The 23886-nt window shown below is 69.8% G+C and carries 18 protein-coding genes; 9 read left to right on the forward strand and 9 right to left on the reverse strand.

Annotated elements, in window-relative coordinates; genetic code table 11:
• Positions 1-268 precede the first annotated feature (268 nt).
• Positions 269-919 carry a PRC-barrel domain-containing protein gene (locus ACGFNP_RS50240; protein WP_393331172.1) on the forward strand — a complete coding sequence of 217 codons (651 nt, stop codon included), beginning with the start codon at positions 269-271 and terminating at the stop codon, positions 917-919.
• 103 nt (positions 920-1022) lie between these two features.
• Here ACGFNP_RS50240 and ACGFNP_RS50245 read toward each other — a convergent pair whose 3' ends face one another.
• On the reverse strand, positions 1023-3371 hold the full coding sequence (locus ACGFNP_RS50245) for a glycoside hydrolase family 6 protein (protein WP_358320350.1): 2349 nt from the start codon (positions 3369-3371) through the stop codon (positions 1023-1025).
• Positions 3372-3647: 276 nt separating this feature from the next.
• Between ACGFNP_RS50245 and ACGFNP_RS50250 the strand changes: the two genes are divergently transcribed.
• Both ACGFNP_RS50250 and ACGFNP_RS50255 read left to right on the forward strand, forming a co-directional pair.
• Positions 3648-6569, forward strand: a complete 2922-nt coding sequence (locus ACGFNP_RS50250) for a glycoside hydrolase family 48 protein (protein ID WP_393330390.1) — start codon at positions 3648-3650, stop codon at positions 6567-6569.
• A gap of 75 nt (positions 6570-6644) precedes the next feature.
• Complete coding sequence (locus tag ACGFNP_RS50255) at positions 6645-8225, forward strand: cellulase family glycosylhydrolase (RefSeq protein ID WP_393330393.1); 1581 nt, start codon at positions 6645-6647, stop codon at positions 8223-8225.
• Between the two features lie 286 nt (positions 8226-8511).
• Here the strand turns inward: ACGFNP_RS50255 and ACGFNP_RS50260 are convergent, their stop codons facing one another.
• Positions 8512-9048: a hypothetical protein gene (locus ACGFNP_RS50260; protein ID WP_393330396.1), complete on the reverse strand. Its 537-nt coding sequence runs from the start codon at positions 9046-9048 to the stop codon at positions 8512-8514.
• A 9-nt stretch (positions 9049-9057) separates the two neighbouring features.
• Positions 9058-10119, reverse strand: a complete 1062-nt coding sequence (locus ACGFNP_RS50265; protein WP_393330399.1) for a lytic polysaccharide monooxygenase — start codon at positions 10117-10119, stop codon at positions 9058-9060.
• A 259-nt stretch (positions 10120-10378) separates the two neighbouring features.
• Here ACGFNP_RS50265 and ACGFNP_RS50270 point away from each other — a divergent pair, with 259 nt between their 5' ends.
• Positions 10379-11764 (forward strand): cellulose binding domain-containing protein, encoded by a 1386-nt coding sequence (locus ACGFNP_RS50270; RefSeq protein WP_358320336.1) that lies wholly within the window; start codon positions 10379-10381, stop codon positions 11762-11764.
• 34 nt (positions 11765-11798) lie between these two features.
• Here the strand turns inward: ACGFNP_RS50270 and ACGFNP_RS50275 are convergent, their stop codons facing one another.
• The 3 genes from ACGFNP_RS50275 to ACGFNP_RS50285 form a co-directional block, all read right to left on the reverse strand.
• Positions 11799-13298 (reverse strand): protein kinase, encoded by a 1500-nt coding sequence (locus ACGFNP_RS50275; RefSeq protein ID WP_393330403.1) that lies wholly within the window; start codon positions 13296-13298, stop codon positions 11799-11801.
• A complete protein-coding gene (locus ACGFNP_RS50280; protein ID WP_358320331.1) occupies positions 13285-14256 on the reverse strand; it encodes a LacI family DNA-binding transcriptional regulator in 972 nt (323 codons plus the stop codon). Before ACGFNP_RS50280 ends, ACGFNP_RS50275 begins: the two co-directional genes overlap by 14 nt.
• Positions 14257-14394: 138 nt before the next feature.
• Positions 14395-16533, reverse strand: coding sequence for a transglycosylase domain-containing protein (locus ACGFNP_RS50285; protein WP_358320328.1), 2139 nt, complete (start codon positions 16531-16533; stop codon positions 14395-14397).
• Positions 16534-16592: 59 nt separating this feature from the next.
• Here ACGFNP_RS50285 and ACGFNP_RS50290 point away from each other — a divergent pair, with 59 nt between their 5' ends.
• From ACGFNP_RS50290 to ACGFNP_RS50300, 3 genes are all read left to right on the forward strand, one after another.
• Positions 16593-17210: a TetR/AcrR family transcriptional regulator gene (locus tag ACGFNP_RS50290; RefSeq protein ID WP_393330407.1), complete on the forward strand. Its 618-nt coding sequence runs from the start codon at positions 16593-16595 to the stop codon at positions 17208-17210.
• Positions 17211-17360: 150 nt separating this feature from the next.
• Positions 17361-18236, forward strand: coding sequence for a dihydropteroate synthase (folP, locus tag ACGFNP_RS50295; RefSeq protein ID WP_393330410.1), 876 nt, complete (start codon positions 17361-17363; stop codon positions 18234-18236).
• Between the two features lie 16 nt (positions 18237-18252).
• Positions 18253-18657 (forward strand): DUF1992 domain-containing protein, encoded by a 405-nt coding sequence (locus ACGFNP_RS50300; RefSeq protein ID WP_214643457.1) that lies wholly within the window; start codon positions 18253-18255, stop codon positions 18655-18657.
• Here the strand turns inward: ACGFNP_RS50300 and ACGFNP_RS50305 are convergent.
• Together ACGFNP_RS50305 and ACGFNP_RS50310 are read right to left on the reverse strand one after the other, a co-directional pair.
• A complete protein-coding gene (locus tag ACGFNP_RS50305; protein WP_393330414.1) occupies positions 18654-19826 on the reverse strand; it encodes a glycosyltransferase family 4 protein in 1173 nt (390 codons plus the stop codon). The two genes, ACGFNP_RS50300 and ACGFNP_RS50305, sit on opposite strands and share 4 nt — an antisense overlap.
• Positions 19823-20653, reverse strand: coding sequence for a sulfotransferase (locus ACGFNP_RS50310; protein ID WP_358320317.1), 831 nt, complete (start codon positions 20651-20653; stop codon positions 19823-19825). Before ACGFNP_RS50310 ends, ACGFNP_RS50305 begins: the two co-directional genes overlap by 4 nt.
• A 344-nt stretch (positions 20654-20997) precedes the next feature.
• Between ACGFNP_RS50310 and ACGFNP_RS50315 the strand changes: the two genes are divergently transcribed.
• Positions 20998-22101 carry a sialidase family protein gene (locus ACGFNP_RS50315; RefSeq protein WP_358320314.1) on the forward strand — a complete coding sequence of 368 codons (1104 nt, stop codon included), beginning with the start codon at positions 20998-21000 and terminating at the stop codon, positions 22099-22101.
• Here the strand turns inward: ACGFNP_RS50315 and ACGFNP_RS50320 are convergent.
• A complete protein-coding gene (locus tag ACGFNP_RS50320) occupies positions 22088-22936 on the reverse strand; it encodes an alpha/beta fold hydrolase (protein WP_393330417.1) in 849 nt (282 codons plus the stop codon). The two genes, ACGFNP_RS50315 and ACGFNP_RS50320, sit on opposite strands and share 14 nt — an antisense overlap.
• Positions 22937-23087: 151 nt before the next feature.
• On the opposite strand from ACGFNP_RS50320, the gene ACGFNP_RS50325 reads away from it, so the two are divergent.
• Positions 23088-23846 carry an IclR family transcriptional regulator gene (locus tag ACGFNP_RS50325; RefSeq protein WP_358320308.1) on the forward strand — a complete coding sequence of 253 codons (759 nt, stop codon included), beginning with the start codon at positions 23088-23090 and terminating at the stop codon, positions 23844-23846.
• The last annotated feature ends 40 nt before the right edge of the window (positions 23847-23886 follow it).

The raw sequence follows: 23886 nt of genomic DNA on the forward strand, positions 1-23886 counted from the left end.
TGCGATCAGCCGCGGCTGCAAGGGAGGATGGCTCGCCATGCCTGCACGATAGTCGTTTCGTCGCGGGATATCGCGGTGCGACGGATCGAACCCTTCCCTTTTTTCGAACGGCAATTTTAGCTATTTATCCGTTCAAAGCGGTGTCCAAGGCGACCCCAAACCTCGCGTAGAAAGCGTGTTTTGCGGAGATGCGGGGTATTTGTCCACTTTAAGCCCGGTCGGCGCGCCGGCCGGGCGGCGGACGAGACTCGGGGGGATCGCCGTGGCCATGCAAACAGAGATCCGCAGCCTGCTCGACAGTCGCGTCTTGGGCGCGGACGGTGAGGAGATCGGGAAGGTGGGGCAGGTCTATCTCAGCGACAGTACGGGCGAGCCCGAGTGGGTGACCGTACGCACGGGGCTCTTCGGGATGAAGCAGACGTTCGTACCGCTGATGAACGCCCGCCGGTCGGGGGCCGAGATCCGCGTTCCCTTCGACAAGGAGACGATCAAACAAGCGCCGAACATCGACGTCGACGGCCGTCTCTCGCTGGCGGAAGAGGCCAGGCTGTACCGCCACTACGGCATCCGGGCGTCGGGCATACCGTCCCAGCGCACGCCTGAGGCGCACGTCAGGGTGGAGAAGCGTCACGTACATCTGTACAAGTACGTGGAGCCCGAGATCGCCCAGGAGGGCATGCCGCTCGAAAGGGCCGCGACGGAGCCGACGCCCGTCGACTACCTGCGCAGCCTCAAGAGGAAGACACGGCCCCCCGAGAGGGGCCGGGGCCACCGGGAGCAGTTCGACGTGGAACAGGTCGACGTGGAACGGGGCGAGGCGGAGAAGGAGCGCATGCCGCTCGACAGCGGCGACGACCTCGGCGATCAAGACGAGCGCGACGACCTCGACGGCTTCGACGACCGGCCACCGCTGCGGTGACGACACGAAGGCCCAGGCCGGAAGATCGGCCTGGGCCTTCGTCATGTCCGCCGGGGAGACGGACGGGCAGGCGTTCGTCAGGAGACCGGCGGAAGTGTGGCCGTCAGTTGACGGGCGGGTAGGCGTTCCGGACCAGCTCCTGGAACTGGGCGGAGAACCACTGGCCGGACAGCGGCGCGTTGGGCAGCGCGCCCGTCAGGTTGTTGCCGTTGAGTTGGTTGCCGGTGTACGTGGGGTCGCACATCCGGTCGAACTTCTTGCCCTCGTCGTTCGGGATGTCCGTGCTGGCGCCGTCCGACTCGCCAGGCGGCTTGATCCACACGTAGGCGTCCAGACCGGCTTCGGGGTTGGCGGTCGGCCGCGCGCCGAGGCCCGCGCCGCTCTGGTTGCACCAGTTGCCGGCGTGGATGCGCCGGTCGATGCGTGACTGGTTGACGAAGGTGTCGAGGACCGTCGAGGTGCTCGGACCGGTCGGGCGGGCGCTGCCGCCCCAGCCGTTGCGCGAGGTGTCGATCAGCATGCCGAGCCCCGACCTGAAGCCCTTGGCGATCAGCGCGGTACGCAGGGCCTGGGCGAAGGACGACTCGTCCACGTACCAGTTCCAGTCGACCCACTTGGACTGCCGGATCGAGGTGCCGTTCACCGTGGTGTTGATGGTGAAATACAGCTCCTTGGTCGCGGAGGTGTTCGCGGTGTTGGTGATGAAACCGTCAACGCTGTCCACCCCGGCGCTGGCGCCGGCGACGGTGGAGTAGAAGAGGTTGACCGACGGGTTGAAGTTCGAGTCCCAGCCGAGCCAGGCGTGGTGGGCGGCGTCGATGTAGGTGTAGACGTTCGACATCGCGTGCAGCTTGTTCAGCGCGTACTGGACGCCCTGGACGTAGGCGCCGGTGGAGTTGGCCTCCGCGCACTTGGCGAAGCTCAGGTTGGTGACCAGGTTGGGCAGCGAGTCGGGCTCGATGATCGTGACGATCCGCAGGTTCGCGTACTTCGAGTCGCTCATGATGGCGGCGATCGGGTCGATGTACTCGCTCTTGTAGCGGTTGAGCCCGTTCTCCGCGACGAGCAGCTCGCCGTTGGAGGCCAGCGCCGAGCAGTCGCGGTTGGGCAGGTCGTAGATGACGAACTGGATGGTCAGCGGCGCGGAGCCGTTGGCGGCGTCCTGGGTGACGGCCGCGTCCAGGTGCGCCCGCAGGCCCATGACGGACGAGCTGCCGGCGATGGCGGCGATGCGGTCCAGCCACACGGCGGTGGAGGTGTTGGACACCGCGGCACCGCCCGGCTCGGCGGCGGCCTTGGCCTTCCAGTTGGCGTTGACGTAGCCGGTGGCGCCCGCGTACGGGTTGTCCACATGTCCGGCGGGCGGCGGGCCGTCGTCGTCGGCCTCGGTGGCGGTGACCGTCTTGCTGGTCAGGCCGGTGGAGGCGACGGTGAAGGTCCGCGTGCCGTTGGTGGTGTCGGAGTCCTGGGCCGCGGCGATGGTCACGGTCTGGGCGGTGTTCCAGTTGGCGGAGGTGAAGGTGAGCGAGCCGCCCGAGGACACGGTGAGGTCGGCGTCGCCGCTGCCGGCCGTGGAGGTGACGGTCAGGTTCGCGGACGGCTGGATGGCCGGCTTGACCGTGTAGGTGGCGGTGCCGCCTTCCGGAACGGTCACCGCGGCCGGGGTCACGACCAGCGACTGCGTCTGCGTCGTGTCGTCGTCGACCTCGGTGGCGTTGACGGTGGCGGAGGTGACGCCGGTCCCGCCGACGGTGAAGGCGGCCGTGCCGTTGGTGGTGTCCGCGTCCTGGGCCGCGGCCAGGGTCACGGTCTGGGCGGTGTTCCAGTTGCTCGGGGTGAAGGTGAGCGAGCCGCCGGAGCTCACGGTCAGGTCGGTGTCGCCGCTGGACCGCGTGGTCGCGACGGTCACGTTGGCGGTGGGGGCGGACGACAGCCTGGCGGTGAAGGTCGCCGTGCCGCCCTCGTTGACGGACACCGAGGTGGCGGAGGTGACCACCGAGGGTGTCTGTCCGTTACCGCCGCCACAGGTGACGTTGTTGACGGTGAAGGCGGCCGGGTTCGGGTTGGTGCCGCTCCACGTGCCGTTGAAGCCGATGTTGGTCGAGGCGCCGGTGGCGAGGTTGCCGTTGTACGACAGGTTCTGCCCGGTGACACGGGTGCCGGTCTGGCTCCAGTTGGCGCCCCAGCCGGTCGGGGTGTACTTCTGGGTGGTCGTGGGGAAGTCGAAGGCCAGCGTCCACGCGGTGAGCGGGTCACCGAGGTTCTTGAGTGTGATGTTCGCGGTGAAGCCGCCCTGCCCCGGACTCGTCGTCCACGTGTTGGGCGTGTAGGCGACGTCGCAGGCGACCGCGGCTTGCGCTGCCGTGGTCTGGCCGGCGACGAGCCCTAAGGCCGCCAGGCAGGCGGCGGTCGCGGTCACGGCCCATCTGCGCAGGCCGCGGTGGAGTTTCACGAGCAATCATCTCCAGGGAGCTAGGGCTGACGTAATGGGAGCGCTCCCATATTGAGCCGTGCTCACGGGTGTGTACAGGGTGTGGTGAAGCTCGGCGGGGTCGCTTACCCCGGCATGCTCGCCGAACGCCCCGGAAGGTCCATGAAACTTTCATGCCACGGCGCCAGGTGAGAGGAAATATGCGGGTTACCGGGACGGCATTCCGTTGACATCTCCATACAGCCACCCACAATCCACTTTGGGAGCGCTCCCATCCACTACTCCCATGGAGACCTCGTGTCGTACACAATGTTCGCGCGCCTGAGGAGGCGGCTCGCACCCGCTTTCCTCCTTGTCCTCATCGCCGGGGTGACCACCACGCTGACCGCCGCGCCCGCCAGTGCGGCCGTCGCCTGCGATGTGACCTACACCACCAACGACTGGTCGGGCGGCTTCACCGCCAGCGTCACCATCAAGAACGTCGGTGACCCGATCAACGGCTGGACGCTCGGCTTCACCTTCCCCACGACCACGCAGAAGCTCAGTCAGGGCTGGAGCGCCACCTGGGCGCAGACCGGCCAGGCCGTCACCGCCAAGAACCTCGACTGGAACGGCAACCTCGCCACCGGAGCCTCCACCAACATCGGCTTCAACGGCACGTGGAGCGGCACCAACCCCAAGCCGACCGCGTTCACCGTCAACGGGGTCACCTGCGCGGGTGCCAACCAGCCGCCGACCGTGGCGCTGACCTCGCCGACCGCCGGGCAGACGTTCGTGGCGCCCGCCACGGTGCCGCTCGCCGCGACCGCCTCGGACCCCGGCGGCTCGATCGCCAAGGTCGACTTCTACCAGGGCACCACGCTGCTGAACAGCGACACCGTCGCGCCGTACGCCTACAGCTGGCCGAACGTGCCCGCGGGCAGCTACTCGATCACCGCCAGGGCCACCGACAACCTCGGCGCCACCACCACCTCCGCGCCCGTCGGGATCACCGTGACGGCCGACTCCACGCCGGCGCTCGTGGTGAGCCCGACGAGCCTGGCCGTGCCGGAGAAGGGCACCGCGGCGTTCGGCGTGCGGCTGTCGCGGGCGCCCACCGGCAACGTGACCGTCGCCACCGCGCGGACCAGCGGTGACACCGACCTCACGGTCTCCTCGGGCGGCAGCCTGACCTTCACCACCGCCAACTGGAACACCGCGCAGAACGTCACGCTGGCCGCGGCCGACGACACCGACACGACCGCCGGCTCCGCCACGTTCACGGTGAGCGCCACCGGCTACGCCTCGGTCGCGGTCGCCGCCACCGAGGCCGACGACGACCTGCCGGGCGGCGACAACGAGTACGTCAGACGGTTCACCGAGCTCTACAACGAGCTGCACGACCCGGCCAACGGCTACTTCTCACCCGAAGGCGTGCCGTACCACTCGCTGGAGACCTTCATGGTCGAGGCGCCCGACCAGGGGCACGAGACCACGTCCGAGGCGTTCAGCTACTACCTGTGGCTGGAGGCGGTCTACGGGCAGGTCACCGGTGACTGGGCCAAGTTCAACACCGCCTGGGCCACGATGGAGAGGTACATCATCCCGGCCACGGCCGACCAGCCGACCAACTCCTTCTACACCCCGTCGAAGCCGGCCACGTACATCCCCGAGTCCACCTCGATCAACAACTACCCGTCACCGCTGGACACCAGCGTGAGCGTGGGCAGCGACCCGATCGCCAACGAGCTGAAGAGCGCGTACGGCACCGGCGACATCTACGGCATGCACTGGCTGCTCGACGTCGACAACACCTACGGCTTCGGCCGCTGCGGCGACGGCACCACCAAGCCCGCCTACATCAACACCTACCAGCGCGGCCCCGAGGAGTCGGTCTTCGAGACGATCCCGCAGCCGTCCTGCGACATGTTCAAGCACGGCGGGCCCAACGGCTACCTCGACCTGTTCGTCAAGGACAGCTCGTACGCCAAGCAGTGGAAGTACACCAACGCCCCCGACGCCGACGCGCGGGCCGTCCAGGCGGCGTACTGGGCCGAGACCTGGGCCAAGGCGCAGGGCAAGGAGTCGCAGATCTCGGCGTCGGTCACCAAGGCCGCGAAGATGGGCGACTACCTGCGGTACTCGATGTACGACAAGTACTTCAAGAAGCCCGGCTGCACCAGCCCGTCCTGCGCGGCCGGCACCGGTAAGGACGCCTCCAACTACCTGCTGTCCTGGTACTACGCCTGGGGCGGCGCGACCGACGCGAGCGCCGGCTGGGCGTGGCGCATCGGCTCCAGCCACAACCACTCCGGCTACCAGAACCCGCTGGCCGCCTGGGCCCTGTCGAACGTCGCCGAGCTCAAGCCCAAGAGCGCGACCGGCGTCACCGACTGGAGCACCAGCCTGACCCGCCAGATCCAGTTCTACAAGTGGCTGCAGTCGTCCGAGGGCGCCATCGCCGGCGGCGCGACCAACAGCTGGGAAGGCCACTACGGGACGCCGCCGACCGGTCTGCCCAAGTTCTTCGGCATGACCTATGACTGGCAGCCCGTCTACCACGACCCGCCGTCCAACCAGTGGTTCGGCTTCCAGGCGTGGACGATGGAGCGGGTGGCCGAGTACTACTACGCCACCGGCAACGCCGATGCGAAGGCGCTGCTCGACAAGTGGGTCACCTGGTCGCTGGCCAACACCACGATCAACGCGGACGGCACGTACCAGATCCCGTCCACGCTGCACTGGACCGGTCAGCCCGCGGGCGACTTCAGCTCGGCGAGCGGCATGCCCGCCGCCAACCCGGGCCTGCACGTGACGGTCGCGGACTACACCCAGGACGTCGGCGTGACCGGCGCCTACGCCAAGGCCCTGATGTATTACGCCGCCAAGGCCAACCACACGGCGGCCAGGACCACGGCCAAGGCGCTGCTCGACGGCGTCTGGAAGTACCGCGACGCCAAGGGCGTGTCGGTGCCGGAGACCAAGACGGACTACAAGCGGGTCGGTGACCCGGTGTACGTCCCGGCCGGGTGGAGCGGCACCATGCCGAACGGCGACCCGATCAACGCCAGCTCGACGTTCCTGTCGATCAGGTCCTTCTACAAGAACGACCCCGACTACGCGAGGGTCGACGCCTTCCTCAAGGGCACGGGGCCGGCCCCCGTCTTCAACTACCACCGGTTCTGGGCGCAGGTGGACGTGGCCGTGGCCCTGGCCGAGTACGGACGGCTCTTCCCCTGAGCCGTCGCTCCTGATCGCCCCGCCCCGCCGCGTCCTGCCACGTCGGCGGGGCGGGTCCCCATCGAAAGGCCGCCCATGAGAACACGACTCGCGGCGCTCGCCGCGGTATGTCTGCCTCTGCTCTTCCTCTCGGCGCCCGCGCACGCAGCCACCGGCATCCACGTCAGCGGCACGAAGATCCTCGAAGCGGGCGGCCAGGAGTTCGTCATGCGCGGCACCAGCCACGCGCACACCTGGTACCCCACGCAGACCAAGGCGTTCGCCGACATCAAGTCGCTGGGCGCGAACACCGTCCGGGTGGTGCTCAGCGGCGGCCGCTGGACCGCCAACGGCGTCTCCGACGTGGCCGACGTGGTCTCCCGCTGCAAGGCCAACCGGCTGATCTGCGTACTGGAGAACCACGACACCACCGGCTACGGCGAGCAGAGCGGCGCCTACACCCTCGACCAGGCGGCCGACTACTGGATCAGCGTCAAGAGCGCCCTGGCCGGCCAGGAGAACTACGTCATCGTCAACATCGGCAACGAGCCGGTCGGCAACAACGCCGTCACCCCCGACTGGACCACCGCCACCGCCAACGCGATCAAGAAGCTGCGCGCCAACGGCTTCGACCACGCGCTCATGGTGGACGCGCCCAACTGGGGCCAGGACTGGCAGAACGTCATGCGCAACACCGCCAGGACCGTCTTCGACGCCGACCCGAGCAAGAACACGATCTTCTCCGTGCACATGTACGGCGTGTACGACACCGCCGCGGAGATCACGTCCTACCTGGACGCTTTCAAGACCGCCGGGCTGCCGCTGGTGATCGGCGAGTTCGGCTTCAACCACTCCGACGGCGACCCGGACGAGGACACGATCATGGCCCAGTCAGTGAGCCGGGGCCTCGGCTACCTGGGCTGGTCGTGGAGCGGCAACGGCGGCGGCGTCGAGTACCTCGACCAGGTCACCAACTTCGACGTCACCCAGCTCACCTCCTGGGGGCAGCGGCTCTTCAACGGCGCCAACGGCATCGCCGCCACCTCGCGCGAGGCGTCGGTGTACGGCGGCACCACCACCGACCCGACCCCGCCCAGCGTGCCCGGTACCCCGGTCGCCTCCGGCGTCACCTCGACCGGGGCCACGTTGAACTGGACCGCCTCCACCGACAACGTCCGGGTGACCGGGTACGACGTCTACCGGGCGCCGGGCACGCTGCTCGGCCAGTCGGCGACCAACTCGATCACGCTGAGCGGGCTGACCCCCGCGACCGCCTACCAGGTCTACGTGCGGGCCAGGGACGCGGCGGGCAACGTGTCGGGCCAATCGGGCCAGGTCACCTTCACCACCCTCACCGGTGGTGGTGGCGGGGGCTGCACGGCCGTCGCGACCGTACAGAGCCAGTGGAGCAGCGGGTACGTCGTGCAGCCCGTGACCGTGACCAACACCAGCGGCGCGGCCAGGACGGGCTGGACGGTGACGTTCACGCTGCCCGCCGGGCACGTGCTCACCGGCTCCTGGAACGCCGCGGTGACGGTGAGCGGGCAGACCGTGACGGCCAGGAACCTGAGCTACAACGGCGCGCTCGGGCCGAACACGAGCACCGCCTTCGGCTTCCAGGCAAGTCGCCCGAACGGCCAGACGACCGTGCCGTCCGGCTACACCTGCGCGAACTGACCCCCGGACCGGCCGGTGCGGCGACCTCGCCACACCGGCCGGTCGACGCCGCGAATCGACCGGTAGACATCGACCGGTAGATGAGGAGGTGGTGCTTCAACCGTCACTGACGCAACCGTTCCATGACACCATCCCGCCCGGATGGCGTGGACGCGGCCGGCCGCGAGATCTCCTGCCCTGCCGGCCGCGTCCGCATGTGAGGCGACACCACCCGTCAGGCCGCCACCCGTCAGGCCGTCACTCATCGGGCCGCCACTCATCGGGCCGCCACTCATCGGGCCGTCACTCATCGGGCCGTCACCAGGGCGAACCTCCGGCGGGCCGCCTCGATCGCGTCGTCGTCGGCGAACTCGCCGAACGCCTCCTCGTGATACCGCTCGGGTATCACCTGCCGGACCCGCTCGGGGTAACCGGCGCCCGGCGTGGGCACCTTCACCAGCGGTGAGTCGCCGAGCCGGACGGCGATCGGGCCCGAGGCGCGCACCGACATGGCCCACCCGGTCCCCGGGCCGGTGATGGCGCACATGTGGCGGGCATAGACCCACTTCACCTGCGCCATCGTGGTCGCGTCCGCCGGGTCGTAGCCGAACGGGTCGACCGCGCACACGACGCGGCCCGCCTGCTCGCCGAACTCGTGCCCGTGTTCGTGGTGCTCGGCCGGCGTGGATCTCTCAAGGAGGTCCGTCACCTGAGCGCCGAGCTGAGCGCGCAGCTCGGACCGCCCCGCCTGGTGCAGCCCCGCGAACAGGGCCACACCGGCGACGGGGATCAGGGCCACGACGGCGATCGCCGCGGCCCTTCTCGTCCGCACTTCGTCAAGCATCCGCATGACCTACGGGCTGGTGCAGGTCAGCGTGGGCGCGGGGCTGGGGACGGTGCCCGTGGCGTTGAACCCGAACGAGGTGGTCGCGTTCGCCGCGAGCTGCCCGTTGTAGGAGGCGTTGGTGACCGCGACGTTGGGCGGTTGCCCGGTCAGCACGCCGTTCCATGGAGACCCGTCGAAGCCCTGTCCTCCGGTGTAGGTCCACTTGACCGTCCAGCCGTTGATCGTGCTGGTGGCGGTGTTCTTGACGGTCACGGTGGCCTGGAAGTGCCCCGGCCAGCCGGGGTTGGCGGTCGCGCTCCAGGTCGCCGCGCAGGCGCCGGGAACCGGGGTCGGGGTGATGGTCGGAGTGGGAGTGCCGCCCCCGCCGCCGGGGCCCACACCGGTGACCTCGCCGTTGCCGCCGTCGAAGACGACGTCGGCGCAGCTGAAGAAGTTCTCGGCGCTGTCGGAGCGGACCCAGCGGGTGTAGATGATGTGCCGTCCGGTCTTGCCGGACGGGAGCTGGGCGTTCCAGTAGTAGTAGTTGAGCGCGCCGGGCCCGCCGGTCTTCGGCGGGTTGGAGACGCTGCCGAACGACTCCAGATCGGACCACTTGAGCGGGGCGTCCGGGTTCCAGCCGTTCTTGGTGACGTAGTAGTAGAACGTGCCGGGGTGTTCGGCCCAGTTGCTGTGGCGCATCGTGATGGAGGCGCCCGAGGTCAGATGGGTCTGCGGCCAGTCGGAGCGGACGGCGTTGTAGGCGGTGAAGTCGTACGGGCCGCCGGTGCCGCCGCTGCACAGTTGCCCATCGGGGATGTAGCCCGTGGTGCGGCCGGCGGCGTCGGAACGGAGCACGGCGAACCAGTTGTACAGAGGCGTGGCGCCGCTCTGCGCGACGGCCGCCCCGCAGGCCGGGTTGTAGGAGATGATCTGGCCGTTGTCCCTGAGCCCGTCCTGCCAGCACAGGAACGTACGGGCGCCGGGGAACATCGTGACACCGTGCGCCTGCGCCTGGGGAGCCATCAGGGCCGAGGCGAGCAGGGTCGCGACCAGAGCGGCGGCGAAGGCCGCCGACCGGATGAATCTCATGGGGAATCCCTTGTTCGGTGCGACAGAGACCCCGCCCACGACCTGCCCGCCCGGCAGCTAAGCGGATTGAACCACGCGACCACCGGGCCGACAACGCGGCGTGAAACTTTCACGCCGTCGCGGCCGGGGTTTGCCTGGTCGCTCGGCTCGACGCGGACTGCGGTGCGGGCAGGTGCTTGCCGGGGGACCGCACCGGCCGTGATGCTGCGTGTGGGAGCGCTCCCAATCCTCCTTGTCAGAGAAGCGGGAGCAACATGCCATGAGGCGCGTGCACATCCACCTGATCATCGCGGCCATCGGTTCGATCCTCGCCGCGGGACTGTTCGCCGTTCCGGCCCAGGCCGCCCCGGTGATCTGCGGAAAGCTGGACTCCATCGGCATCCAGGGCGACAAGTACATCGTCCAGAACAACGTCTGGGGCGCCGACACGGCGCAGTGCCTCGACGTCAACCAGACCGCCCCCGGTTTCACGGTCACCCAGGCGGCGCACAACAAGCCGACCAACGGGGCGCCCGCCTCCTACCCGTCCATCTACGCGGGCTGCCACTACGCCCTCTGTACGACCGGCAGCGGCCTGCCCATGCGGACCAACGCGAGCGGCTTCGGCAACCTGCGGACCAGCGTCAGCATGAGCTACCCGAGCGCGGGCACCTGGGACGCGGCCTACGACCTGTGGTTCGACCCGACCCCGCGCACCGACGGGCAGAACACCGGGGCCGAGATCATGGTCTGGCTCAACAAGCAGGGCTCCATCCAGCCGGTCGGCTCGCCCGTCGGCACCGTGAGCCTGGCGGGCGGCACCTGGCAGGTCTGGTTCGGCAACACCGGCTGGAACGTGATCTCCTACGTCCGCACCTCGGCGACGTCCTCGCTGGACTTCGCCATCGACACCTTCTACGCCGACGCGGTCAGCCGGGGGTACGCCCAGCGGGCGTGGTACCTCACCAGCGTGCAGGCCGGGTTCGAGCCCTGGGTCGGCGGGACGGGGCTGGCGGTCAACGCGTTCTCCTACACCACCTCGGGCGGCGGCACAGACACGACGCCGCCGACCGCGCCGTCCGGCCTGACGGCGTCGGGCACCACGTCGAGCGGCACGAACCTGTCGTGGACCGCCGCCACCGATTCCGGCGGCAGCGGGCTAGCCGGGTACGACATCATGCGGGCGACCGGCACCGGCGCCTTCGCCACGGTCGGCACGAGCACCACCACCTCCTACGCCGACAGCGGCCTGAGCCCGAGCACGACCTACCGCTACCAGGTGCGGGCCCGGGACGGCGCGAACAACGTGTCACAGGTGTCGGGCACGATCAGCGTGACCACCCTGTCCGGTGGCGGCGGGGGCGGCTGCTCGGCCGTCGCGACCGTACAGAACGCCTGGGGGAGCGGCTACGTCGTGCAGCCCGTGACCGTGACCAACACCGGCACGGCCGCGAAGAGCGGCTGGACGGTCACGTTCACGCTGCCCGCCGGGCACACCGTCACGGGCTTCTGGAACGCGAGCCTCACGGTCAGCGGGCAGACAGTGACGGCCAGGAACCTGGCGCACAACGGCACGCTGCCGCCCGGCGGGAGCACCGCCTTCGGCTTCCAGGCGAGCCGGCCCGACGGGAACACTCAGGTGCCGTCGGGGTACGGCTGCGGCTGAGCGCACGCTGAGGGGTACGGCCCGGCCGTACCCCTCAGCCGTGGGCGGTGGCGATCTCGTCCAGGCGGGCCTGGAGCTCCGTACGGCAGGCCGGTGTGAGGCGGCCTTCGCGTTCGCGGTCGGCGAGTTTGCGCTTCAGTTCCGCCATGCCCGGCTCGATGGGGCCGGGAGTGTCGAGCACCCGCCGCAGGACCTGCTGGAGGTCCAGCGTGACGTCCTGGTCTGTGGCGCGACAGGTCTCGCCGCCCGCCAGCGTTCCGTGGAACCCGTCCACCGCCTGCCGGATCGTGGCCGAGCGCCGGCCGGACGGGCGCTCGGTGGGGGTGGCTTTCACGTACGGCCCCGTCGTGACGGCGGTATCGCCGGGTGATCGCGTGGCAGCCGTGGCGTTGGCCGAGAGTTGCGGGCCGGTCGTGGTGTCGGCCGAGAGCTGCGGGTCGGTCGTTGCGTCGGCGGATAATCGCGGCGCGCCCGTGGTGCTGGGGGAGAGTTGCGGGCCGGTTGTGGTGTCGGCGGACAGCCGGGGGGCGTCCGTGGTGCCGGGGGAGCGTCCGAGGGTGGCCGTGGCCTCGGTGGAGGAGCGGGGGGTGACCGGGATCCCGGCGGAGGGCCACGGTGGCGTGGGCAGCACGCCGACCGGGCGGTTGAGCCACAGCAGCGAGGACAGCACGATCACGCCCGCCCCGGCGACGGCGAGGCCGCGCCGTACCTGCCGGCCGAACGCGGCGTTCGCGAGCGCGGTGGCCAGGGAGTCCGCGATCGCCGCCGCCGTCGGCCGCCGCTCGGGGTCGTGCGCCAGGCAGTGCCGGCACAGCGTGGCGATGCCGTGCGGCGCGCCGGTCACCCGTGGCGGCGGCGACGTACGGTGGGCGGCCTCGATCTGCTCCCAGGTGGTCTCCGGGTAGGGCGTACGGCCGGTGAGCATGGCGAACAGCAGCACCCCGAGCGCGTACACGTCGACCGCCGGGTGGGTGGGGGCGCCGGCCAGCCGTTCGGGGGCGACGTAGGGCGGGGTGCCCCGGTCGTCGTCGGGGTCGCCGGCCGAGGCCGCGATCCCGAAGTCGAGCAGCTTCGGCCCGGACGCCGTGAGCAGCACGTTGTCGGCGGTGACGTCCCGGTGGACCAGGCCGCGGGCGTGCCCGTCGCGCAGCGCCCGCGCCAGGCGCAGCGCGATGGCGGCGGCCTCGGTCCAGGGCAGTGGCCCCTCGTCGATGCGCTCGCCGAGCGTGGTGCCGTCGAGCAGCGGCATCACCACGTACGCCGCCACCTCGCCGTCCTCCGTCACGGTCTCGCCGTAGTCGTAGATCTCGATCACGTCCGGGTGGAGGAACCGGGCGGCGGCGCGGGCCTCGCTGCGTACGCGGACGCGCTCGCCGAGCCCGGCCTGGAGCGAGGCGGTCAGCACCTTGACCGCGACCAGCCGGTGCAGCGACTGGTCGAAGGACCGCCAGATCACCGACATGCCACCGTAGGCGAGGGGGTCCAGCAGCAGGTATCTGCGGGCCAGGACGTCCCCCGGGTCAAGCCGACTCACGGATGACCAGTTCCGTGGGGAGGACGGGGTCGATGCCGGTCGTCCCGGCCAGCAGCAGCCGGGTGGCGACCATGGCGAGCTCCTCGACCGGCTGCCGGACCGTGGTCAGCGCCGGGACGGTACGCCGGGCGACAGGGGCGTCGTCGAAGCCGATCACCGCGACGTCCGCGGGGACCCGGCGACCGGCGCGGCGCAGGGCCTGGATCGCGCCGGCGGCCATCAGGTCGGAGGCGGCGAAGACCGCGTCGAGCCCGGGGGCGTGGCGCAGCAGCCACTGCATGGCGTGCGTGCCGGAGGCGGCGGTGAAGTCCCCGTAGGCGACGGGCACCTCCGTCGCCCCGGCGGCGCGCAGCGTACGGGCCAGCCCGTCGAGCCGATCTCGGGCCCCCGGAAGCGACGGCGGGCCGCCGATGGCGGCGATCGCCCGGCGGCCCGACAGCAGCAGGTGTTCGGCTGCCTGCCGGCCGCCGTCCTGGTTGTCCACGTCGACGTAGGGCAGCTTGAGGTCGTGCGGGGGGCGGCCGATGTTCCGCACCGGCACGCCCGAGGTACAGAGCTTGATGGCCAGGGGATGGCGTTCCCTGGCGCCGATGAGGAGCACCGCACCGCCCAACTCGGGGAGCGTGGACGCGGTCGGGGTCACCGTCGTCACCATGAGCTGCGTGCCGTCCTCGGCCAGTACGGCACCGGCGGCCGACAGCAGTCTGGCGTAGTAGGGCTCGGAGAACAGGCGGGGTAAGTGGTCGCAGACCACCGCCGTGACCCCGGCGGCCGGTCCCCTGGCCACCGATCCCCTGGGTGCGCGATGGCGCACGTATCCCATGCGGGACACCGCGTCGTAGACCTGCCGGCGGGTCGAGGTGGCGACCCGTACGGAGCCGGTGAGGACCCTGGAAGCCGTCGCGGGCGATACCCCCGCTTCGGCCGCTACCTGTGCCAGTGTGGGCTGCTCAAACATGGGAGCACCTCGCGGAAGATCCTGGGAGCGCTCCCACGTTACCAATGTTTCGCCGCTGTTAACAGGGCGATTTGACAGTGTTGTCAGCACGAGGCCCGCGAGCACTGCGTGCGCGCGGGCCTCGGAACGACGTATCGGCTAGTGGGGGAGGGTGTCGTCGATGATGGGGTTCTGCGGGTCCGTCTCGGTGTCTTCGTCCGGCGTCTGCCGTACGGGAGCGCAGCCCTGGCCGCAGCCGCCGAAGCGAGCGGAGTTGATCGGCGTGAACGGGGTGGGATCGATGTCCTTCAGCGCCACCAGCATGGTGTCCTTCCAGATCGGCCCCGGCACGCTCGCGCCGAACACCTCGCCGAAGTGTTGACCGCCGATGGTGACGTTGTTGAGCTTGTACTTCTGGGCACCCCGGATGTCGCCGATGCTCACCGCGCCGGCCAGGTCGGGGGTGAACCCGGCGAACCACGCGGTGGCCTGGGCGTCGGTGGTGCCGGTCTTGCCCGCGGCGGGCCGGCCGATGCCGCCGACCTTCGACATCGTGCCCTTGGTGAACACCCCGCTCAGGACGTTCGCCGTGGCGTCCGCGACCTCGGGGTCGAGCGCCTGGCGGCACTGGGGGTCGTACTTCTTGACCTTGCCGTCGCGGTCGGTGATCTGGGTGATGGCCATCGGCGCGCAGTATTTGCCGCGGGCCCCGATGGCGGCGTAGGCGTTCGCGACCGTGATCGGGTCCATCTCGTTGATCCCGAGCGTGAAGGTCTCGTATTCCTGCAGCCTGCCGCCGTCTGCCCGCTTGATGCCCAGCGACTGGGCGGTCTTGATGGTGTCGCAGAGACCGACGCGCTGCTCCAGCGTCAGGAAGAAGGTGTTGACCGAGCCCCAGGTGCCGGTCTGCAGTGACTTGAAGCCGGTGCCGCCCTCGTCGTTGGTGACGGTGTGTGACGGGTCGCCGATGTTCTCGCCCTTGCAGTTCTTGAACGAGGAGTAGTAGGGGGCCCGGTAGCCGCTGCCGACGGTGAAGCCGTCGTTGATCTTCATGCCCTTCTTGAGGGCGGTGATCAGCGTGAACGTCTTGAAGGTCGAACCGGGCTGGAAGCCGGTGCCGCCGCCGTGGGCCACGTCGGCCACCACGTTGAGCGACAGTTGGTGCTTCCGCTTGGACGTGCCGTACTGCCTGCTGACCGCCATCGCCTTGATCGCCCCGGTGCCCGGCTGGATCAGGGCCTCGCTGGCGATCGGGTTGTCGGTGGCGAAGACGTGCTTCTTGATGGCCTTGTCGGCCGCCGCCTGCATCTTGGGGTCGATCGTGGTCTTGATCTGCAGGCCGCCCCGGCTGAGCAGCGCGGTGCGGATCTTCTGTGTCTTGCCGAAGATCTTGTTCTTGATGATCTCGTTGCGTACGTACACGCAGAAGTAGGGGTATTTGCTGGCCTCGCAGCCGCCGGGCAGCGGGGTGCCCTTGTACCCGAGCTTCTTGGCCTTGGCCTCCTCGGCCTCCGCCGGGGTGATCTTGCCCAGCTCGGCCATCCGGGCGAGGACGACGTTACGCCGGTCCAGCAGGCGCTGCCGGTACTTCTTGCCGAGGTTGGGGTCGGTCTGGTTGGGGTCCTGCACGGCTCCGGCCAGGGTCGCGGCCTGCGCCAGGCTGAGCTCGGAGGCGTGCACGCCGAAGAACCGCTTGGCCGCGGCCTCCACCCCGTAGGCGCTGGCCCCGAAGTAGGCGATGTTCAGGTATTTCTCAAGGATCTGGTCCTTGGTGTACTTCTCCTCGATCGCCATCGCGTAGCGCAGCTCGTTGAGCTTGCGGCCGTAGGTGGCCTCCAGCGCCTTGTTCTTGTCTTCCTCGGTGGTGGCGTTGTTGAGCAGCACCTGCTTGACGTACTGCTGGGTGATGCTGGAGCCGCCCTGCGCGACCCGGCCCGTCCCCAGGTTCTTCGCCAGGGCGCGGATCGTGCCCTCGATGTCGATCGGGCCGTGTTCGTAGAACCGGTAGTCCTCGATCGAGATGATCGCCTTCTTCATGACGTCGCCCATCTCGGCCAGCGGGATGACGTCACGGTATTGCTCGTAGAACTGGGCGATCTCGTTGCCCTTGGCGTCCAGGATCTCGGTCTTCTCGGCAGGCGGGGGCTCCAGAAGCTCGGCGGCCTTGAGATTGAGCTCTGCGGAAGCGGTCTTGAACAGCGCCCCCGCGCCGCCCACGGCCGGCAGAGCGATGGCGGCCACCAGCACACCCGCGGCCGCTCCCGCTCCGGCCAGCCGCGCGATACTCCTGGTAATCACGTGGATCCCCCTATTGCTATTAGGATTCATCCTATAGGCATTAGGTAGCGGGGCGGACGATGCGTAAGAGACTAACGCGGCAAACGACGATAGACGGCGCGATCGCCTATGCCGACGAGCACGGCATCGACGCGCTGTCCATCAGCGCCCTGGCCCGCCACCTGGGGGTGGCCGCGCCCAGCCTGTACGTCCACCTGCCCGGCGGGCTGCGTGACCTGCGGATCGCCCTGTCCGTCAAGGGCCATCGCGACCTCGCCGACCGCTGCCGCCGCGCCGCCACCGGCCGGTCGGGAGCCGATGCCCTGCGTGCTCTTGCCCACGCCCAGCGAGCATATGCACGCGAGCACCCGGCCCTGTACGCGGCCACCACCTTCGCCGTGGACGGCTACGACGACGATGAGGTACGCACCGCCGCCGACGAGGCGGCGGCCGTCACCACCGACATCCTGGCCGTCGGCGCGCTGACCGGAGCGGCCCGCGTGCACGCCGCCCGGGGCATCCGCAGCGCGGTCCAGGGGTTCTGCGCGCTGGAGGCGGCCGGGCTGTTCGCGCTGCGGGTCTCGGTGGACGACAGCTTCGCCTGGCTGGTGGACGCGCTGGTGACCAAGACCATGGAGGCCACCGCGCTGTCCACGGGGGCCACCGCCGTTTGGGAGAGTGGGCCTCAGTCGACCTGATGGGAGCGGCGGTGACGGCCCCCGTCGCGAGCTCCCCTGGTAGGAAAGTTTGGGGTGGTCAGGGGTGCTTTGTCGAGTATTTCGAAGATTCTGAAAGTGCTGCCACCCGCCCTGGCCGGTGTGTGACACCTGAGGCTTGATACTGGGGAGATGGCGATCCTCATCCCGGTCCGGCGCATCGGCCGCCGCGAGTTCGACTTCGCGCGCCAGGTGGCCGTCATGGCGATCGTGAACAGGACGCCCGACTCCTTCCATGACCGGGGCCGGACGTTCGAGCTCGCCAGAGCCGTCGAGGCGGCGCGGGCGGCGGTCACGGCGGGTGCCGACTGGGTGGACGTCGGCGGTTTCGCGTTCCGCGGGGACCAGGACGGCATCGGCGTCGGCGAGGAGATCGACCGGGTGGTCCCCGTCATCGCCGAGATCAGGGGTGTGACGGACGCCGTCATCTCGGTCGACACCTACCGCGCCGAAGTGGCGCAGGCGGCCCTGGCGGCCGGCGCCGACGTCATCAACGACACCAACGGGCTGCGCGAGCCCGGCATGGCGCGGGTCGCGGCGGAGAGCGGCGCGACCGTGATCGTGACCCACAGCCTCGGTGGCCCGGGGAAGGCGGTCGCCAAACCGTCGTACGGGGACGTCGTGGCGGAGGTCGCGGCGTTCCTGCGCGAGCGGGTCCGGTTCGCGCTCGACGCCGGCATCCACGCCGAGCGGATCATCATCGATCCCGGGCACGACCTGAACAAGAACACCTTCCACTCGCTGGAGCTCACGCGCAGGCTCGACGAGATCACCGCGATCGGCTACCCCACCCTGGTCGCCCTGTCGAACAAGGACTTCATCGGTGAGACCCTCGGCCGCCCGCAGCAGGAGCGGACAGAGGGCACGATCGCCGCGAACGTGATCGCCGTCCTGCGGGGCGCCCGGATCCTCCGCGTGCACGACGTGCCCGCGGCGGTCGCGGCCGTGCGGATGACCGAGGCCATCCTCGGCTGGCGCGCGCCGATCGCGCCCCGGCATAACCTGTGAAGGTGGAGGGCCTCACATGACAGAGCGCAAACCAGGCGGAATGAGCTTCGAGTCGTGGATCGACCGGCAGATCCGCGAGGCGACCGAGCGCGGCGAGTTCGACAACCTGCCCGGTGCCGGCAAACCCCTTCCCGACCTCGACAAGCCGTACGACGAGATGTGGTGGATCAAGCAGAAGGTGCGCAGCGAGGGCCTGTCGATGCCGCTGCCCCCGACGCTCGCCCTGCGCAAGGCCGCGGAGGAGGCGCTCGCCGAAGCCGCTGGCGCCAGGTCGGAGACCGAGGCGCGGCGGATCGTCGAGGAGATCAACGCCAGGATCCGCGAGGCCATCAGGACCGGACTGCAGGGCCCGCCGCTCAACCTGATGCCCTACGACGTCGAGCGCGTCGTCTCCGAGTGGCGGGACCGTCAGGGCCGTTAGCGCGTCCAGTAGCTGTCGTTGATGGGCTCGCGGCTCAGCAACTCGGCGAACAGGTCCTCCCATAAGGGCATCACCGAGTCGGCCTCGTAGTTCCCGGCCGTCCGCCTGGCCGCCGCGCCCATCCGCAGCCGCAGCGCCTTGTCGGACATCAGCCGGTCGAGGGCGCGGGCCAGCGCGCCGACGTCCCCGGGCGGCACCAGCAGCCCGTCCTTGCCCGAGGTGAGCACGTCGGCGGGCCCGGTGGGGCAGTCGAACGCGACGACCGGCAGCCCGTGCCCCATCGCCTCGATCATCACCATCGGCAGCCCCTCGAAGCGGGACGAGAGCGCGTAGATCGAGGCCCCGGCCAGCTTCTCCGCCAGGCGATCCGTCCGGCCCATCAGCTGCACCCGGTCCTCCAGGCCGAGCTCGGAGACGAGCGCGACCAGCTCGGCCTTCCTGGGACCGCCGCCGTAGACGCGCAGCCGCCAGTCGGGATGCCGCTCCGCCGCCTTCTGGAAGGCCGGGATGAGCAGGTCGAAGCCCTTCTGCTTGACCAGCCGCCCGGCCGCCACCACGACCGGGTTCACCTGCTCGGAGACCTGCCCTGTCGCCTGCACGGCGTTGGGGATGCGCACGATGGGCGTGCCGGGCAGCAGGATGCGGTACTCGACCTGGTTCGTCTTGGTCAGCACGACGATCGCCTCGAACCGGCCGTAGTAGCGGGCGATCTCCCGCTTGATCGTCTCGGGGTAGGCGCTCAGGTTCATGTGGTCCTGGGCGACGCATATGACGCTTTTGGGGGTACGGCGGGCGGAGATCAGGTTGAGCGCGGGCCGGGTCGTGACCAGGATGCCGCCTTCGAGGCCCGAGACGTAGTCGATGACCGCTTTCTCCACCCGTTCGGTGAAGTAGTCGGCGGCGAACTCCCCGAAGGGCACGATCTTGCCGCGCATCCGCCGCCACAGCCTGCGGCCCAGCGAGTCGGCCGGGACGCCGGCCCGCTGGTCGGCCAGGGGCACCAGCGTCACCCGGGGGTCGACGGGGAATTGCGGCCTGTCCTTCCGCCGCACGGCACTGGCGATCTCCACCTCGTGCCCGAGCGCGGCCATCGCGTTGGCCTGGGTGATCACGGTGCGGATCGTGCCGCCCTGACCGTAGGCATGCAGCAGCAGATAACGGATCTTCATGAATATCCCCAGCTCCGGCACATGGCCCGGAGCGTCTCGGGCACCTCCTCAGGTGCGGGAAGGTCGCGGCCCGGCTGCACGCTGCCGGAGCGGATCTTGTCCTGCCAGTCCCCGAGGCCCTTCTTGAGCACTCCGGGCCGGCCGTAGGCGAGCATCTCCCGCTCCCACGGGACGCTCAGGAACTCGCAGATGGATCTCGTCTCGCGTTCGGGGTCCGCGGTCAGGTCCTCATAGCGCACGGTCAGGCCGGTGAGCCCCTTCCTCGCCCGCTGCACCGCCTTCATGTAGCGCAACGCGTCGGCCGCGGCCTGTTCGCGGTCGCGTTTGTCCGGGTCGGCCTCGTACCAGGAGGCGGCGATGGAGGCCGGATGGCGCAGCAGGAAGATGAAGCGCGCGTCGGGCCAGCAGGTGGCGATGCGCTGGTAGGCGAAGGCGTTGGCCGGGGTCTTGTCCGCGATGTGCCGCTTGCCGCTGCGGACCAGCTCGCGGTGGAGCACCCGGTCCCAGAGCAGATGCTCGAGATCGCACCGGTTGTGACCGAGCGCCGCCATCGACCGCTCCGCCAGCGACGTCCCGAACTCCACCGCGAGCCGGCGCACGTGCAGTTCGTGCGGGGCGTGGATCAAGGAGTGGGCGTCGAGCATCGAGCGCAGCAGGGTGGAGCCCGATCTGACCGGAGACAGGATGAACACCGGCTCGCGCAACAGCCTGTCGGCGGGGTCTGCGGGCGGCCGCGCCGGGCTCTCCGGAGCCGCCTTTCTGACCCGCGAGAACTGGACGCCGGCGTATTTGCCGAGCGCCTCGTTGAACTTGTGCTGCCAGGTCATGCGCTTGGAGGTTACCCAGCGTTCCTGGCAATTGGCTGGCAGCGGGCGTGGCGTTCCTTGGCAGGTAAACGACTGTTACCTACAGTAGTCGAGCAAGATCGCTGATCCGGCCCTAACCGCGGCGATGCCGGCGGGTCCCTCTGGGACGACTGAACGTCCGGCGGCCAATACCGGCCCGATGTCCGCACCGCGGGCACCGGGCCGGTGGTCTTCGCGCAGGGTGAAGAGCGCGTTAACTCCGGTGCAGCAGCGGATGATCGCCTGTGGGCGGGCTGGTGAGCGGGCCCGGCGAAGGTACGTACGCGCCATAGGGTCGCATCCGCAGGCGGACGAGGAGGAACCCGATGGCGCGCGATTACCCCACATCGGTGCCCTACCGGGCGGGCACCGACGGCTACCACACGTTCCGGATCCCGGCGGCGGTGGTGACCCGGGCGGGCACGATCCTGGCGTTCGCCGAGGGGCGGCACGGCTCGGCCGGAGATTCGGGCCACATCGACATCGTGCTCAAGCGGTCCACCGACGGCGGTGCCACCTGGGACGGGCCGCGGGTGGTCGCCGCGGAACCGCACAAGGGCACAGCGGGCAACCCGGCCCCCGTCGTGACCCGCGACGGGCGGATCGTCCTGGTGTTCGTGCGCAACGGGCCCGCCGCCACCGAGGAGAAGATCAGGCGCGGCCAGGTCGCCGCCGCCGACGGCCGCCGCGTGTACGTCCAGTCGAGCGACGACGACGGCGTCACCTGGTCGGCGCCCCGCGAGATCACCTCCAGCGTGAAGCAGCCGAAGTGGCGCTGGTACGCCACCGGCCCCGGCCACGCCCTGGAACTCGGGCGCGGGCCGCACGCGGGCCGCATCGTGGTCCCCGCCAACCACTCCCTGCCCCCGGCCGGCGCCGACAACGGCACGGAGGGCAAGTACAACGGCGGCCACTCCCTGCTGAGCGACGACGGCGGCGCCTCCTGGCGCATCGGGTACGTCGACGGCAACCCCGACGGCTACCTCAACATCAACGAGTCCACGGCCACCGAGCTGCCGGACGGCCGGGTCTACGTCAGCTCCCGCACCGACTCCACCGCTCCCGGCAACCGGGCCGACGCCTACTCGGCCGACGGCGGTCAGACGCTCGACGCCCCGTTCCGCCCGCAGGCCGGACTGGTCTGCCCGGTGGTGGAGGGCAGCGTGCTGCAATGGGATGAGCCGGATGTCCTGCTGTTCTCCGCCCCAGGGGTGCCTGACGCCCGAGCGGTGATGACGGTGCGGGCGAGCACGGACGGCGGTGTCACCTGGCGGGCCGTGCACACGGTGTCGGGCCTGCCCGCGGCCTACTCGGACCTGGTCAGGGTGGACGCGGACACGGTCGGGCTGCTGTACGAGACCGGCGACACCAGCCCTTACTCCACCATCGCCTTCCGCCGCGTCCCCATCGGCGAGCTCACGACCCCGTGACCCAGCTCTCGAGCCAGGGCCGCAGGATCGGCAGGACGTTGGGGGCCTGCATCGCCTGCGTGTGGTCGAGGCCGTCGAGCACGCGCACCTCCCAGCCGAGCGATTCGAGCTCGGCCCGCCGGCCGATGATCGGTCCGGCGATGTCCACGGTCACGCCGCCCCACCGCTCGCTGTATTCGATCTTGTCGGCCGAGCCCGCGAAGCACAGGCGCGGGCAGCTCAGGTTCGCCTGCGCCGCCTGGTCGTCGAAACCCCGCAGCTCCTCGTAGAGGGTGACGAACTGCCGGGTCTGGGCCTCCGTCAAGGTCACCTCGACGGAGTCCCAGTCGAACACCTCCGTCGGCTCTTTCTTTTGCTGTGGCGCCGGGCTCTGGCCGGACATCTCGTGGGTGACCATGGTCACGCGGAGCATCTCCGCGTAGGGTCCGCCGAGCGGCGGGTAGCCGCCCATGACGAGCGCCGACAGCCGGTCGGTCCTGATCGCCAGCTGCAACCCGCTGAGCGCGAGCCACGAGTAGCCGTAGTAGGTGAACCGGGCCGCGTCCACGGCGTCGGCCACCGCGAGCAGGTCGGCGGCGACGTTGGCCGGGGTCAGGGTGTCCGGCTTGGGGGTGGACATGACGTGGCCCTCGTAGTCGAAGGCGACCACCCTGAAGGCGTCGGCCAGGCCGTCGATGAGGGACCGGCCGAGTGCGGGGTCGACGCCCCACTCGCGCATCGCGTCGGCCTGGGCGCCTTCGACCGGCACCGGGTTGACCGGCAGCAGCAGCGTCGGGCCCTGGCCGTGGACCGCCAGTTCGATGGTGCTTCCGTCGTGCAGTTTCGCCTCGGGCATCGGGGCTCTCCTTCTAACTCCATACGCCGTAAACCAATGCTTTCCGTACAATAGCTTATGCCGTAAGGAGATGACACAGGGGACTTGGACGGCAGGCTGATTCCGCAGTACGCTCAAGCATTCCATTATTCGGAATTTGCTAGGAGTGCTCATGGCCGAGACCCAGTCACCGGTGGGCAGCGTCGACCGCGCCCTGCTGATCCTCCAGGAGATCGGCAAGCACAGCCGGGGGGTGACGCTCGACGAGCTGGCCACCCGGCTCGGCCTGCCGAAGAGCTCGCTCCACCGGCTGCTCGGCGCGCTCAAGCACCGCGGGTTCGCCGCGCAGCCGGAGCCCAGCGGGCCGTACTTCCTCGGCACCGAGATGCTCGCCACGGCCTTCAGGTTCTACGAGACCATGGACCTGCGCACGCTGGTGCGCCCGTTGCTGCTGCGCCTGAGCGAGGAGTTCACCGAGACGGTGCACATGGCCATGCTGGACGGCGGCGAGGTCGTCTACCTCGACAAGGTCGAGGCGGTGCGGTCGATCACGATGACCTCTGTGGTCGGCGGGCGCAACGCGGCCCACTGCACGGGCGTGGGCAAGGCGCTGCTGGCCTGGACGTACCCGACCGACGAGGCGATCAAGGCGTGGGCGGAGCGCTACGGCCCGCTGGCGACCAGGACCCGCAACACGATCACGAACCCGGCCAAGCTGGCCACCCATCTCGACCAGGTCCGGCAGCGCGGCTACGCGCTCGACCTGGAGGAGAACGAGCCGGGCGTGCGCTGCGTGGCGGCCCCGCTCTTCCTGGGCCGGACGGCTCCGGTCGCGGCGGTGAGCGTGACCGCGATCAAGGACAGGATGTCGCCGGCCCGGCTGGAAGAGGTGGGCCACACCCTGCGGCGGGCGGTGGACGAGCAGGTCTGACGGGTTGACAGCCCGATCTTCCCGATGATCTGCTGAGAGT

Origin of the sequence: Nonomuraea sp. NPDC049269 (assembly GCF_043197155.1) — a bacterium.
In the GTDB taxonomy this organism is placed as follows: domain Bacteria; phylum Actinomycetota; class Actinomycetes; order Streptosporangiales; family Streptosporangiaceae; genus Nonomuraea.